11 protein-coding genes are annotated in these 13,145 nt (G+C 67.2%); 3 read left to right on the forward strand and 8 right to left on the reverse strand.

Features of this window, described 5'->3' with window-relative positions:
- The first annotated feature begins 113 nt into the window (after nucleotides 1-113).
- Nucleotides 114-572 (forward strand): CopD family protein, encoded by a 459-nt coding sequence (locus FAZ69_RS25885; protein ID WP_136897935.1) that lies wholly within the window; start codon nucleotides 114-116, stop codon nucleotides 570-572.
- A 48-nt stretch (nucleotides 573-620) separates the two neighbouring features.
- Here FAZ69_RS25885 and FAZ69_RS25890 read toward each other — a convergent pair whose 3' ends face one another.
- Nucleotides 621-1,604, reverse strand: coding sequence for a LysR family transcriptional regulator (locus tag FAZ69_RS25890; RefSeq protein WP_136898019.1), 984 nt, complete (start codon nucleotides 1,602-1,604; stop codon nucleotides 621-623).
- A 153-nt stretch (nucleotides 1,605-1,757) separates the two neighbouring features.
- Between FAZ69_RS25890 and FAZ69_RS25895 the strand changes: the two genes are divergently transcribed.
- Complete coding sequence (locus tag FAZ69_RS25895) at nucleotides 1,758-3,071, forward strand: MFS transporter (RefSeq protein ID WP_136897936.1); 1,314 nt, start codon at nucleotides 1,758-1,760, stop codon at nucleotides 3,069-3,071.
- A 57-nt stretch (nucleotides 3,072-3,128) separates the two neighbouring features.
- On the forward strand, nucleotides 3,129-4,157 hold the full coding sequence (locus tag FAZ69_RS25900) for a histone deacetylase family protein (protein ID WP_136897937.1): 1,029 nt from the start codon (nucleotides 3,129-3,131) through the stop codon (nucleotides 4,155-4,157).
- Between the two features lie 33 nt (nucleotides 4,158-4,190).
- Here FAZ69_RS25900 and FAZ69_RS25905 read toward each other — a convergent pair whose 3' ends face one another.
- From FAZ69_RS25905 to FAZ69_RS25935, 7 genes are all read right to left on the reverse strand, one after another.
- The gene (locus tag FAZ69_RS25905; protein WP_136897938.1) at nucleotides 4,191-5,501 is read right to left on the reverse strand and encodes a chromate transporter; all 1,311 of its coding nucleotides are present in this window, start codon (nucleotides 5,499-5,501) and stop codon (nucleotides 4,191-4,193) included.
- 8 nt (nucleotides 5,502-5,509) lie between these two features.
- Entirely contained in the window at nucleotides 5,510-7,885 is a 2,376-nt protein-coding gene (locus FAZ69_RS25910) for a bifunctional diguanylate cyclase/phosphodiesterase (RefSeq protein ID WP_136897939.1), read from the reverse strand.
- A 468-nt stretch (nucleotides 7,886-8,353) separates the two neighbouring features.
- Nucleotides 8,354-9,238: a PhzF family phenazine biosynthesis protein gene (locus tag FAZ69_RS25915; protein ID WP_136897940.1), complete on the reverse strand. Its 885-nt coding sequence runs from the start codon at nucleotides 9,236-9,238 to the stop codon at nucleotides 8,354-8,356.
- A 31-nt stretch (nucleotides 9,239-9,269) separates the two neighbouring features.
- Nucleotides 9,270-9,734, reverse strand: a complete 465-nt coding sequence (locus tag FAZ69_RS25920; protein WP_136897941.1) for a RidA family protein — start codon at nucleotides 9,732-9,734, stop codon at nucleotides 9,270-9,272.
- A 113-nt stretch (nucleotides 9,735-9,847) separates the two neighbouring features.
- Nucleotides 9,848-11,044 (reverse strand): aminotransferase-like domain-containing protein, encoded by a 1,197-nt coding sequence (locus tag FAZ69_RS25925; protein ID WP_136897942.1) that lies wholly within the window; start codon nucleotides 11,042-11,044, stop codon nucleotides 9,848-9,850.
- 92 nt (nucleotides 11,045-11,136) lie between these two features.
- A complete protein-coding gene (locus FAZ69_RS25930) occupies nucleotides 11,137-12,057 on the reverse strand; it encodes a DMT family transporter (protein ID WP_136897943.1) in 921 nt (306 codons plus the stop codon).
- Nucleotides 12,058-12,252: 195 nt separating this feature from the next.
- Nucleotides 12,253-12,963, reverse strand: coding sequence for a VOC family protein (locus FAZ69_RS25935; RefSeq protein WP_136897944.1), 711 nt, complete (start codon nucleotides 12,961-12,963; stop codon nucleotides 12,253-12,255).
- Nucleotides 12,964-13,145 lie beyond the last annotated feature (182 nt).

A 13,145-nucleotide genomic window follows, 5' to 3' on the forward strand; every position in this document is an offset into this window, starting at 1 on the left:
GTGGCCCGGTCGCGCTGTCATCCGCGCGGTTCACAATGAACTGCGCGGCGCGCGAACGGTCGAACGCGCTTGATCATTACCCAACCAGACCCAGACCCCGAGGAAGCCCCGCCATGTCCAAAGCCATCGATGTCGCCCTGTTCCTGCACCTGATCGGCGTGGCCGTCTGGGTGGGCGGCATGGTGTTCGCGCAATTCTGCCTGCGTCCGGCGCTCTCCGACTTGTCGCCGCAGCTGCGCCTGCCGCTGCTCGAAGCCGTGTTCGCGCGCTTCTTCAACTGGGTCGCGGGCTCGGTGCTCGTGATCCTGCTCTCGGGCGGCTTCCTGCTGCAGCAGTTCGGCGGCGCCCATGCGGTCTGGCCGCTGCACGCGATGGCGGCGATCGGCATCGTGATGATGCTGGTCTTCGGACACCTGCGCTTTGCCGTGTTTCCGCGCATCCGCCGCGCCGTGCAGGCGCAGAAATGGCCCGACGGGGCGCGCGCGGTGGGCACCGTGCGGCGGCTCGTGGTCGTCAATCTGGTGCTCGGGGTGGTGACGATCGGTATGGCGGTGATGTCGCGCGGGTTCTGACACAACCCGTCTAGCCACGTTCGAACGCCGCTCGCGAAGCGGCGTTTTTCATGCGCGAGCGCTTCCCGTACCGCGCCCGTCTCCCAGCCGCTCGCTGAGCGAATGCTGCTGCATCCACCGCAGCATGCTGTCGAGAAACGTCTGCTCGGCCACGTTCATCCTGCGCTCGCGATGCCAGAGCAGATAAACGTCGACATCGACGAGCCCTTCCTCCGGGGGCAGGCGCCACAGCCGCTCGTGCGCGAGGTCGTCGCGCACGATGTGCTCGGGCAGGCAGCCGATGCCGTAGCCCGCGAAGATCAGCCGCCGCACTTCGTCGAGACTCGGCGACGACGCAACGATCCGCCCCGTGAAGCCGCGCTGATCGCGAAACACGGTGAGCGGCGAGAGGCTGTCGCCGATCTGGTCGCTCGTGAACGAGACGAAGTTCTCGGCGAGCAGGTCGTCCATCGTCAATTGCGTCTGGCCGAAGAGGCGGTGATGCCGGCCGCAGAAGATCGCGTAGCGCTGGCGCAGGAAGCAATGCCGCTCGAGCTTGTCGACCGGGCTGCGGCACAGGCTCAGGCCAGCCGTCGCGGTTTTTTGCAGCAGCGACGAGATGATGTCCGAGGCCCGCATCACCTCGATTTGCAGCTCGATGCGCGGATAGGCGCGATGGAAGCCAGCGAGGAATTCGTCGTAGGCCGCCGAGTCGATGCGGCTCACGGAGAGCAGGCGCAGCGAGCCGGTGATGTCTTCGGTCTTCTCGTCGAGCTCGGTTTCGAGCCGCGAGATGTTGCCGTAGATGTCGCTTGCGATCCGGTAGACGTCGATGCCCGCCTGCGTCGGTTCGAAGTGCGGGCCGCGGCGCTGGATCAGCGTGTGCCCGAGTGCTTCCTCGAGCCGCTTGAGCGCCTGGCTCACTGCCGGCTGCGTCACGTAGAGGCGCGCTGCGGCGCGGCTCAGGCTGCGCTCCTGCATGATGACGAGGTAGGTGCGCAGCAGGTTCCAGTCGAGACGGTCGTTCAGGAAGCGGGCGGCATCGGGGCGCAGGCGGGGTTGGTCGGTCATCGTGCGCGAAGGATTCCCTGGGGCGGTTCTGGCTCGGGTATTAGTTGAATTTATGTCAAGAATAATAACTCGAAATTTGACTAATAGCTTCTGGGCGGCGATAAACACGCAGCGCTCACATAGAGAGGAATCCCCATGAGTCAGCCTGCCTCACCGTCCCGCCAGCCGGTTCGCGCCGCCACCGCCGCTTTCATCGGCACAATGATCGAGTGGTACGACTTCTACATTTATGCGACCGCCGCGGCGCTCGTCTTCGGCGAGCTGTATTTTCCGTCTCACGACCCGTTCTTGAGCACCATGGCGTCGTTCGGGACCTTCGCGGTCGGCTTCTTCGCGCGGCCGTTCGGCGGGCTCGTGTTCGGCCACCTTGGCGATCGGATCGGCCGCAAGAAGGCGCTCATGACGACGCTGATGATGATGGGCGCGGCCACCGTCTGCATCGGCCTGCTGCCGGACTACGCGTCGGCCGGCATTCTCGCGCCGGTGCTGCTCGTGCTGCTGCGCGTGGTGCAGGGGATCGCGGTCGGCGGCGAGTGGGGCGGCGCGGTGCTGATGGCGGGCGAGCACGCGCCGCAGGGGCGCCGTACGTTCTTTGCGTCGTTTGCGCAATTGGGCAGTCCGGCCGGGCTGATTCTGTCGCTCGTCGCGTTCCGCGCGGTGACGTCGATGGACCATGCCGCGTTTCTCTCGTGGGGCTGGCGGCTGCCGTTCCTGGCGAGCGCGGTGCTCCTGATCGTCGGCATCGTGATCCGGCTCGGCGTAAATGAATCGCCCGAGTTCGCGCAAGTGCAGCGGGCGCAGCGGACCGCCAAGCTGCCGATCGCCGAAGTGTTGCGCAGCGCCTTCGGCCTCGTGCTGCTCGGCATCGGCGCGAACACGATCGGGATCGCGGGCGTTTACTTCACCAACACGTTCATGATCGCGTACACGACGCAGTACGTCGGCGTCACCAGGTCCATGATCCTCGACTGCCTCTTTGCCGTCGCGATCATCCAGTTCCTCGTGCAGCCGATGGCAGCCTGGCTTGCCGAGCGGATGGGCGGCGCGCGCTTCTTGAAGTGCGCGGCGCTCGCCGCGATGATTTCGCCGTATCCGATGTTCGTGCTCGTGCAGCGCGGCGAGCCCGCCGCGATGGTGATCGGCATTGCGCTGGCCGTGGTGTGCATGGCGAGCTTCTATTCCGTGATCGCGGGCTTCGTCTCCGGCGTGTTTCCCGCGCGCATCCGCTATTCGGCGATCTCGCTGGCGTATCAGGTGTGCGGCGCGCTCGCCGGCGGGCTGACGCCGCTCGCGGGCGCCTGGCTAGCCCATCGCTTTGCGGGGCAGTGGTGGCCGCTCGCGGTGTTCTATACGTGCCTCGCGGGCGTGTCGCTCGTCTCGATCGCCGCGCTCGATGCGCGCCGCCAGAAGCACGCGGAGATGGCCGAGACCGCAGGCGCGGCGAATTGAATCGCGAACGGACGGCAGCGCTCGCGCTGCCGTCATCGATGAACCAGGAATCGACCGATGCTCACTTACTTTCATCCTGAACAACTGCTTCACCATCCGCGTACCTACCTGTCGCGCGGACAGATGCGCACGCCGCAAGAGGTGCCCGAGCGTGCAGCGCGGCTCGCCGCCGCGGTGAAATCGCTCGGCTTCGACGTGCGCGAACCGGCCGATCATGGCATCGCGGGCATCGCTGCGGTCCACGAAGCCCGCTACCTGCGCTTTCTCGAAGAAGCGCATCGCGAATGGAAGAAGATGCCCGACGACTGGGGCGACGAGGTGATGTCCAACATCTACGTGCGCGATCCCAACCCGCTGCGCGGCGTGCTGGCCCAGGCGGCGCGCTATCTCGCGGACGGCAGCTGTCCCGTGGGCGCGAACACGTGGCGCTCCGCGTATTGGTCGGCGCAAAGCGCGCTGGCCGCGGCGGCGACCGTCGCCGACGGCGCGCGCGAAGCCTATGCGCTCTGCCGTCCGCCGGGGCATCACGCGCGCGCCGACGCGGCGGGCGGTTTCTGCTACCTGAACAACGCCGCCATTGCCGCGCAGTCGCTGCGGAGCCGCTATCCGCGCGTCGCGATCCTCGATACCGACATGCACCACGGCCAGGGCATTCAGGAGATCTTCTATGCGCGCGCTGACGTGCTCTACGTGTCGATTCACGGCGACCCGACCAATTTCTACCCGGTCGTCGCGGGCTTCGACGACGAGCGGGGCAGCGCGGCGGGCGAGGGCTATAACGTCAATCTGCCGATGCCGCATGGCTCCGATGAAGCGGCGTTCTTCGAGCGTCTGGCGCAAGCTCTCGATATCGTGAGGCGGTATGGGGCCGATGCGCTCGTGATCGCGCTGGGCTTCGACATCTACAAGGACGACCCGCAATCGCAGGTCGCCGTGACGACGCCCGGCTTCGGACGGCTGGGCGAAGCGCTGGGCGGCATGGGATTGCCGACGGTCATCGTGCAGGAGGGCGGCTATCACCTCGAGAGCCTGGAGGCGAATGCGCGCGCGTTCTTCAGCGGGTTCGGCAAGCCGCGCGAGCGGTGACACGAGTCAGGGTTGATTTGACGGAACGCGTCGTCAAGCGTGCGCGAAGAACACGATCCAGAGCCCGCATCCCACTGCCACGGTCCCATACACCGCATACACCGGCACCTTGAGCCTGCCGAAGCAGAGGCAGGCGAATGCGGCCGTCAGCAGATAGGCCGGCTCGAGCGGCACGCGCACGGCGACGCGCACCACGGCCGCGACGAGAAACGCCGTCGTCGCCGCGCGCAGGGCGCGCATCCCGTGCTCGAAGCGCGGGTAGGTCTCGAGTTGCTTCAGGTGCCGCTGCGCGAGCACGATCAGGCAGCCGGACGGCACGAAGAGAGCGAGCGTCGCCGCGACGGCGCCGAGCCAGCCGTCGGTCAGGTAGCCGAGAAACGGCACCACGTTCAAGAGCGGTCCGGGCGACACCGGCGAGAGCGCGAAGGCCAGCGTGAATTCGCTGTCCGATACGCCGACCGCGGGCGTCACGAACAGCGTCTTCAAGACTGGCAGCGCGGAGAAGCCGCCGCCGAAGAGCGTCATCCCGGCGCCGGCGAGCCGCGGCCAGAGGAAGGCGGTCTCGTAGCGATGCGGCAGCGGTATGGCGAACAGCGCGATCAGGACCGCGAGCGCGCCGAGCAGGCGCCAATCGCTTGCGTGCAGCGAGAGCGAAAGCCGCCCTTCGCGCGACGGGCTCGCGAACCAGCCGGCCGCGAACGCGCTGCTGAGCAGCGCCACATAGGTCCATGCGCCGTGCGAGAAGATCAGCGCGACGCAGGCGAGCGCGGCCACCGTCCAGCCGAGCTGGCCGCGCACGATCGTGCGCATCTGCTTGCACCACGTGACGGCGATCAGCGACGCAAGCACCACGCTGAAGTGGTTGAGGAGCATCTGCGAGGCCATCGCGCGCACGAGCGACGTCTGATAGAAGCTCGCGAACACCGTCATCAGCGCGAAGAACGGCAGCACGCTTGCCGCGCCCGCCACCCAGGCGCCCGCCCGCCCACGCAGCGCATGGCCGACCTGCACGGCGACGTTGCAGCCCACGGGCCCGGGCACCATCCAGGCGAGCGCGAACCAGTCGGCAAACTCGAGCCGGGTGAAGCGCCGGTCGCGCTCGACGTAGTGGTTCTCGAGCTGCGCCATCAGCGCGAGGCCGCCCCAAGATAGCGACGACAGGCCGAACACCACGCAAAAGAGCGTCCAGAGCGATTCGGGCTTGCGCGGCTTGGGCACGTCGTGGGAGGCGGAGCGCTCGGGCTCGGCGGGCTGGGCCGCGCCGCTATTGGCGTTGCTGCGGCCTAAAAAGCTCGACGCGATAGCCGAGCCGGCATGGCGGAACAACGCGCGCCAATCCGTCATCCCGAGCCCTAGGCGGATAGGCCGCTGGTGCTCGTCTGGCCCCGGTCCTGGGTCTTGCCTGGGCCGCGAGCCTGCGCGCTCTGCGCTTCACGCGCGCTGCATACACCGAAGCGCTCGAGCAGCGCGGGGATGCCGTCGGCCGGCACGGGCCGCGAGAACAGGAAGCCTTGCGCCTCGATGCGGCCGAGCTGGGAGAGCCACGCGATCTGCTCCTCGGTCTCGGTGCCTTCGACGACCACCTTGAGCCCGAGCGAGCGCGCGAGGTTGACGATCGCCGACACCATCACGCAGACGCTGCGGTCGCCCGGAATCGCCTGCACGAACGAGCGGTCGACTTTCAGCGTATCGACCGAGAAGCGGTTCAGGTACGAGAGCGACGAATAGCCGGTGCCGAAGTCGTCGAGCGCGACGCGCACGCCGAGGCGCTTCAACGCAATGATCTTTTCCGACACGAGCTCGGGGTACTCCATCATCGCGGTCTCGGTGATCTCGAGCTCGAGGCGGTGCGCGGCGACGCCGGTCTCCTCGATCGCGCGCGACACAGTCTCGTAGAGATCGCCGCGCCAGAACTGCACCGCCGAGATGTTCACCGACAGCGACAGCGAGTCGTAGCCGTCGTTCTGCCAGACGGCGAGCTGCCGGCACGCGGTGCGGATGACGAAGTCGCCGATCGGCACGATGAGGCCCGTGGATTCGGCGATCGGGATGAACTCGTTGGCGGCGATGATGCCGTGCTGCGGATGGTTCCAGCGCGCGAGCGCCTCGAAGCCGGTGATGCAGCGGCGCGAGAGATCGATCATCGGCTGATAGAGCAGGAACAGCTGCTCCTCGGCGAGCGCGACGCGCAACTGCTGCTCCCAGCGCATCAGGTGGTCGGCGCGATGCGAGAGGTGCGGCGAGTAGAACTGGTAGCAGTTCTTGCCGGCGTCCTTGGCGCTGTACATCGCGAGATCGGCCTTCTTCAGCAGATCGATCTCGCTCTCGTTGGCGACCGAGTAGAGCGCGATGCCGATGCTCGCATGCAGCACGAACGAGCTGCCGCGCACGTCGAACGGCCGCTCGAACGAGTTGCGCACGCTCTCGGCGAGCTCCACTGCGTGGCGCTCGACATCGGCCCCCTTGAGCACGACCACGAACTCGTCGCCGCCGATGCGCGAGAGCGTCCCCGCGTCGCCGACGGCGTCTGCGAGACGTGAGGCCGTCATCTGCAGGACGATGTCGCCGGCGTTGTGGCCGAGCGTGTCGTTGACGGTCTTGAAGTTGTCGAGGTCGATGAAGAGGAGCGCGAGGCGGCCCACGTTGGCCGGCTGGCCGACATCGTGGCGCAGCGCCTGCAGCGTCGCATAGCGGTTGCGCAGGCCGGTCAGCAGGTCGTACTCGACGAGATGCGTCATCTCGCGCTCGCGCCCGAGCAGCTTGCCGATCAGGCCCGTGGCCACCACGAAGAAGCCGAGCATCGCGAGCGAGATGAAGCCCGCCATCAGCAGATAGACGTTGCGTGTGTGGTGGTAGTCCGCGAACTCCTCGGACTCCGACAGGCCGACGAGCACGCCCATCGGATAGCCGTCGATATGCCGGTAGGAGACGATGCGCGTGACGCCGTCGATCGGATCGGCGTAGGTGCCCGAGACGTGCTCGGAGACCGGATAGGCGCCCGTCGCCGAGAACGCGCCCGGCGCATCCTTGGTGCTGCCGGTGTGGCGCGCGAGCACCGAGCCGCTGTCCGAGATCACGGCGATCACGCCGAACTTGCCAATCGCGGCGTTGTTGTAGAAGTCGCTCGTGAAGTAGTTCGGGTCTTCCGACACCACCACCACGCCCGCGAACGAGCCGTCGGGATGGTTCAGGCGCCGCGTCATCTGCAGCGTCCACTGGCGCGAGACGCGGCCGAGCACCGGCTTGCTGATATAGAGGCTGTCGTCGTTCTCGTGCTCGTGGACCTTGAAGTGTTCGCGGTCGGACAGATCGATGTGCTGGGGATTCTGCTCGGCGGTGTTGGCGATCAGCGTGCCGTGCTCGTCGATGAGCGAGACCTGCACGAGCGTGTCGCTCTGCACGACGCCCTTCTGGACCGTGGTCGCGAGATCGAAGCGGTTCGGGTTCTTCTCGAACTCGTACTTGACGAAGCGGGTGATCTGGTCGACCTGGTGAATGGCCTTGATCGTATGCTGCTCGAGCGCCGCCGAGAGGATCGCCGCGGACGCCATCGCCTCGCGGGAGGTCGACTCCCTCTCGACGGATAGCCGCGCGTAGATCACGGCCCACAACAGGATGAGCACCAGGATGCCGAGCGCGGGAATGGCGAGCAGCGCGCGCGGATGCGAGCTGCTGGTGTCGCGCCTGAAACGTCCGTCGCGCGCGGAATGGTGCCGGGCGAGATTCATCGAGCCGACCGAGTCCAAGGGAGTCGGGGCGTCGGGCCGGCATGCTTCGACTGCGCCTGGTTCGTGTTGGACCGCATGATTAGCATCGTTGCCGAGACTGCCGCGCAGGGTAATGAAAAGTCATACGTTCTTCCCGGACGCTATTTGTCCGAGCAACGTCATTATTCCGATCTTACTGAATGACCAAAAATTAAGATAGCGTCCGTTTATCGGGTAAACGTTTGTTTTTCTTGGCATGAAATCCCGTTGGGCCATCATGCTGGCGCGGCTGCCGGACGCAAGTCCTTGCGAGGATTGAAATAATGGAACGGCAATGCATTCTCGATGCGGCCATTTGAATTGTGGGTCTAGCGCCTGTTCACGCCGGTGACAGGCGTCACGCTGATGAAAGGCCGTAGGCTGCTTGAGCCTTGCGCGGAATGCAATCCGTAGATACGCGCGGCGGCGCGAGCGCCGCGTCAGGCGGAGTCAACCGGGCCGGAACGTGCCGTCTACGATCGTCACCGAATGGCCGCCGATCCATATGCGGTTTGCATCGTCGTCGTAGTCGACGTGCACGCGGCCATCGCGCCCGAGCGCCGTGCCCTGGCGGGCCACGTAGCGGGAGCCCGGGCGCAGCCCCTGGCTCTTCAAGAGACCGGCGACGGCCGCGTTCGCGCTGCCGGTGACTGGGTCTTCGCCGAAGCCCAGGCTGCCGCCGAGCATCAGGCAGCGGATTTCGAAGTCGACCGCGCCGCCCTCGGGATGCGGCCCGTACACGGCCAGCCCGTCCATGCCGGTTTCGCGGACGATGGCGGTGAGCGCCGCAACGTCGGGCGCGAGCGCCACGCAAGCCTCGGCCGACTTCAGGCGGACGACGAGCCAGGGCACGCCGTTGTCGGTCGTGCAGGGCGCTGCGCTGAAATCGATTGCATCGGTCCGGAGCGCAACCGAAAGGGCGGTGCGGGTGGATGCCGGCAGGGAGGCGACGCGCGCAGGCGGCGCGGCGAACGCCCAGACACCGTCACCGCGCCCGGTCAGCTCGACGAGCCCGGCGCCGCATTGCTGCACGAGCCGCCCCGCTTGCCGCGGACGATAGCCGCTGTCGAGGAGCGCGTGCGCGGTGCCGAGCGTCGGATGCCCGGCGAACGGCAACTCGCCGCCCGGCGTGAAAATGCGCACGCGATAGTCCGCGGCCGGATCGGCCGGTTTCAGCAGGAACGAGGTCTCCGACAGGTTCGTCCAGCGCGCGATCGCCTGCATGTCTTCGGTGGCGAGGTCATCGGCATCGAAGACGACGGCGAGCGGGTTGCCCTTGAACGGCACCGCGGTGAACACGTCGACCTGCTTGAAACGGACTGTGCGTGCGCTCATCGAGAATCGCCTTCTTTTATTGGGGAAGCGGTCAGGCGACTTCGGCGATCAGTTCGATCTCGACGCAGGCGCCAAGCGGAATCTGTGCGACGCCGAACGCCGAGCGCGCATGCTTGCCGGCGTCGCCGAACACCTCGGCGATCAGCTCCGACGCGCCGTTGGTCACGAGATGCTGCTCGGTGAACTCGAGCGTCGAGTTCACGAGGCTCATCACCTTGACGATGCGCGTGACGCGGTTCAGGTCGCCGGTGTGAGCGTGCAGCGTGGCGAGGAGGTCGATCGCGATCGCGCGCGCGGCCGCCTTGCCTTCCTCGGTGCCCATCGTCGCGCCGAGCTTGCCTGCCCAGACCTTGCCGTCCTTCTTGGCGATGTGGCCGGACAGGTAGACGGTGTTGCCGCTTTGCGCGCTCATCACATAGGCGGCAGCGGGGGCGCCCGCCACGGGCAGCTCGATGCCGAGTTCCTTCAGCTTGTCGTAGACGTTTGCTTGAGACATGACATTCCTTTGGTCGGTGAATGAAAAGAGAGCCCTCAACCTGTCGCTTCGCGCCAGGCCCCCCGAGGGGGACAAGGAAACTTGGGGCGGCCCGGCGTTTCCTTGAGAGAAGATCAGATGCGTTCGCGGATCAGCGCGGCGAGGCGGGCCACGCCTTCGTCGATCTTGGCGGGCGGCACGGTCACGAACGACAGGCGCAGCGTATTGCCCTGGCCCTCGTTGGCGAAGAACGGCGCGCCCGGCACGAACGCGACGTTCTGCGCGACCGCGGCTTCGAGCAGCTTCATGCTGTCGATGCCGGCAGGCAGCGCGACCCAGATGAACATTCCGCCCTCGGGCCGGTTCCACGTCACGCCTTCGGGCATGCAGCGCGCGAGCGCCGCGAGCATCGCCTCGCACTGGTCGCGATAGAGCGCGCGGATGGTCGGCACGTGGGTGTCGAGAAAGCCGTCCTTGACGACTTCGTGCACGATGCGCTGGGTGAAGCTCGGCGTGTGCAGATCGGTGGCCTGCTTGGCCTGCACGAGCTTGAAGTGCAGTTCCTCGGGCGCCACGATGTAGCCGACGCGCAGCCCCGGCGCGAGCACCTTCGAGAACGAGCCGAGGTGGACGACGTGGTCCGGGGCCATCGAGAGGATCGTCGGCAGCGGGTCGCCGGCGTAGTCGAGCGCGCCGTACGGGTCGTCCTCGATGACGGGGAAGGCGCTCTTCTTCGCGAACTCGGCGAGCGCGCGGCGGCGCTCGATGGGCAGGCGCCGGCCCGTCGGGTTCTGGAAGTTCGGCTGCGCGTACAAGAGGCGCGCGCCGGCCGTCAGAGCAGGGGTGAGGCCGGCGGGGATCAAGCCCTGCTCGTCGGTCGGCACCTGCACGTAGCGCGGCTCGTACATCGAAAACGATTGCAGCGCGCCGAGGTAGGTCGGCGTCTCGACGAGCACCGGGCTCGCCGGATCGATCAGCACCTTGCCGAGCAGGTCGAGCGCCTGCTGCGAGCCGGTCGTGATCAGCACTTGCGACGGACGGATCGTGGCGCCGTTCACAGAGTGGCGCTTGGCCACCCACTCGCGCAGCGGCAGATAGCCTTCGGTCGCGCTGTATTGCAGGGCGGCGGCGGGGTTGTCGCGCAGGATGCGGTCCGACGCTTCGCGCATCCGCTCGGCGGGAAACGTGACGGGGGCGGGTAGGCCGCCCGCGAAGGAAATGACTTCGGGCCGTTCAGTGACCTTCAGAATCTCGCGGATCGCCGAGCTCGTGAGCTTGCGCGCGCGTTCGGAAAGTTGCCAGTGGTTCTGCGGCAGGTCGCTTTGGTCCATGAAGTCTCCCGGATTGTGGGTTGTGGCGGCTGAAAAGGGTGAATTATCGCCTGAGTTGCGGGCTGTCCATGCAGGAATCTCGCAGGCGTGGCTCAGGTCACGCGAGTTGGCTGTGCGGCGGGCCGGGGCGCCGTGCGCACGGCGGCCTTGCGGCCGATCACGACGGTGGCGATCACGGCGGCGGCGAAGAGCCAGGCCGACGGCGCGACCGTTTCGCCGAAGAACAGCGCCGAGAACGCCATCGTGAAAAAGATCTGCAGCAGCTGGACCTGGCCGACGCGCGCCGTGCCGCCCATCGCGAGGCCCGCGTACCAGGCGAAGAAGCCGATGAACTGAGAGAAGATCGTGACGTAGCCGAAGGCGAGCCAGGTCGAAAGCGAGGCGGGGCCAGGGTGCTGCACGTGCTGCTCCAAGGCGAGCCAGCCCACGGGCAGCACGAGGAACGGCGCGGACACGACGAGCGCCCAGCAGATCACCTGCCAGCCGCCGATCTGCTTGGCGAGCCGCGCGCCTTCGGCATAGCCGAGCGCGCCGATGCCGACCGCGACGAGCATCAGCGCGTCGCCGGCCTGCAGCGAGCCGCCGCCCTGCTGCAGCGCGTAGGCGACGACGATCGTGCTGCCGGTGACGGCGCTGGCCCAGAACGCCTTCGACGGCCGCTCGTGCGACAGCCACGCCGCATAGAGCGCGACGAAGAGCGGCTGCAGGCCGTTCACGACGGCGCCATGCGAGGCCGGTACGCTTTTCATGGCCCAGGCGGAGAACACGGGAAACGCGATGATGACGCCGAGCGAGACGACGGCGAGGCTCTTGAGCTGCCGCCAGGTCGGCCAGGGTTCGCGCCGGTACGCGAGCAGGAGGCCGGCGGGCACCGCCGCGGCGAGCGCGCGGCCGAGGCCGTTCAGGAGCGGGTGCCATTCGTGCACGACGATGCGCGTCATCGGCAGCGTCAAGCTGAAGATCATCACGCCGATCAGGCCGAGCAGCATGCCTTGGGATTCGCGCGGGTTCATGATGGCTCCCGCCGGGCCGTCCCAAGGGAGCCATCAGCCCCCTTGGGGGGCAGCGAACGATAGTGAGCGTGGGGGTTGTCCATGCGGTTCGTCTCTCCATGTCTGTCGCGGCGGGCCTCTTGCCGCGCCGCTTGATTGCGATGGCCTGCTATAACGGCGAACCCGGTGCAAAACGCGATCAGACGCTGATGCCGCCTATTTGAGCGTGCGGGTCTCGCCGGACAAGCCGATTTCGATCTCGGCGACGAGCGCGGGCTCGCCCTCCGTGGCTTCCAGGCGGATCAGGTGCGACGCGCCGAGCCAGTCGAGCTGGACCCGCACCTCGTCCGCGCGCGGGTGGAAGCCCGTGAGCGACTTGAGCGCAAGCCCGGTGTGCGGCAGCCGGGCCGACGGATGCTGCGGGGTATCCCACTGGATCAGCGTCGGCACGATGCCGTCGCCCGCGCCGCAGCGCCCAGGGAACGCGCCGTCTTCCGGCACCGACAGGCTCCAGGACAAGTCGCCGCGCGTCATCGGCACGATGGGCGCGATCCGCTCCGGATACTGCGCCTGCCAGCGCACGAGGCTTTGCGGCCGCTCGACGCGCGCGACCCAGTGTGCGAGGTACGGCCCGCGGGCGAGGCGCGCGTGCGTCGCGGGATCGTCGAGCGCGAAGAGGCGCTTGCGCGGCGGCTTGCCTTCGGCGCCGCCCGCGGCCGTCGAGGCTTCCGCCTCCGGATCGATCGCGATCACTTCAAGATACGTGCCGCCCCACAAATTGAGGAGCCGGTTGTGCGTGCGCATCAGCGGATGCGCGCCGCCGGCGGCAAGCTCGACGCTGAGGGTATCGGCGACGAATTGCGCGCCTTCGTCGAGCGTGCGGGCGGCGACTACGAGGTGATCGAGCTGGAGCGGACGGGCGGTCATGGCTGACGTGATGGCGAGCGGTTGAAACGGGAGTCGGGCGAATTGCCGGTACGCTTCGCGTCACTGCGCTTACGCACCGGGCCGATAGCATAACCGCTCGCGCAACGTTCCTTCCACGCGGCCGTGCCCGGCACATCCTTTATCCGTGCGTTTCACGCGTTCTTTGCTGCTTTTCGAACGAT

This window comes from Trinickia terrae, from assembly GCF_005144415.1.
GTDB lineage: Bacteria > Pseudomonadota > Gammaproteobacteria > Burkholderiales > Burkholderiaceae > Trinickia_A > Trinickia_A terrae.

Excerpts from the sequence above, each read along its gene's own strand:
- FAZ69_RS25885 (WP_136897935.1), top strand. The coding sequence starts at position 114 with ATGTCCAAAGCCATCGATGTCGCCCTGTTCCTGCACCTGATCGGCGTG.
- FAZ69_RS25895 (WP_136897936.1), top strand. The coding sequence starts at position 1,758 with ATGAGTCAGCCTGCCTCACCGTCCCGCCAGCCGGTTCGCGCCGCCACC.
- FAZ69_RS25900 (WP_136897937.1), top strand. The coding sequence starts at position 3,129 with ATGCTCACTTACTTTCATCCTGAACAACTGCTTCACCATCCGCGTACC.
- FAZ69_RS25905 (WP_136897938.1), bottom strand. The coding sequence starts at position 5,501 with ATGACGGATTGGCGCGCGTTGTTCCGCCATGCCGGCTCGGCTATCGCG.
- FAZ69_RS25910 (WP_136897939.1), bottom strand. The coding sequence starts at position 7,885 with ATGAATCTCGCCCGGCACCATTCCGCGCGCGACGGACGTTTCAGGCGC.
- FAZ69_RS25915 (WP_136897940.1), bottom strand. The coding sequence starts at position 9,238 with ATGAGCGCACGCACAGTCCGTTTCAAGCAGGTCGACGTGTTCACCGCG.
- FAZ69_RS25920 (WP_136897941.1), bottom strand. The coding sequence starts at position 9,734 with ATGTCTCAAGCAAACGTCTACGACAAGCTGAAGGAACTCGGCATCGAG.
- FAZ69_RS25925 (WP_136897942.1), bottom strand. The coding sequence starts at position 11,044 with ATGGACCAAAGCGACCTGCCGCAGAACCACTGGCAACTTTCCGAACGC.
- FAZ69_RS25930 (WP_136897943.1), bottom strand. The coding sequence starts at position 12,057 with ATGAACCCGCGCGAATCCCAAGGCATGCTGCTCGGCCTGATCGGCGTG.
- FAZ69_RS25935 (WP_136897944.1), bottom strand. The coding sequence starts at position 12,963 with ATGACCGCCCGTCCGCTCCAGCTCGATCACCTCGTAGTCGCCGCCCGC.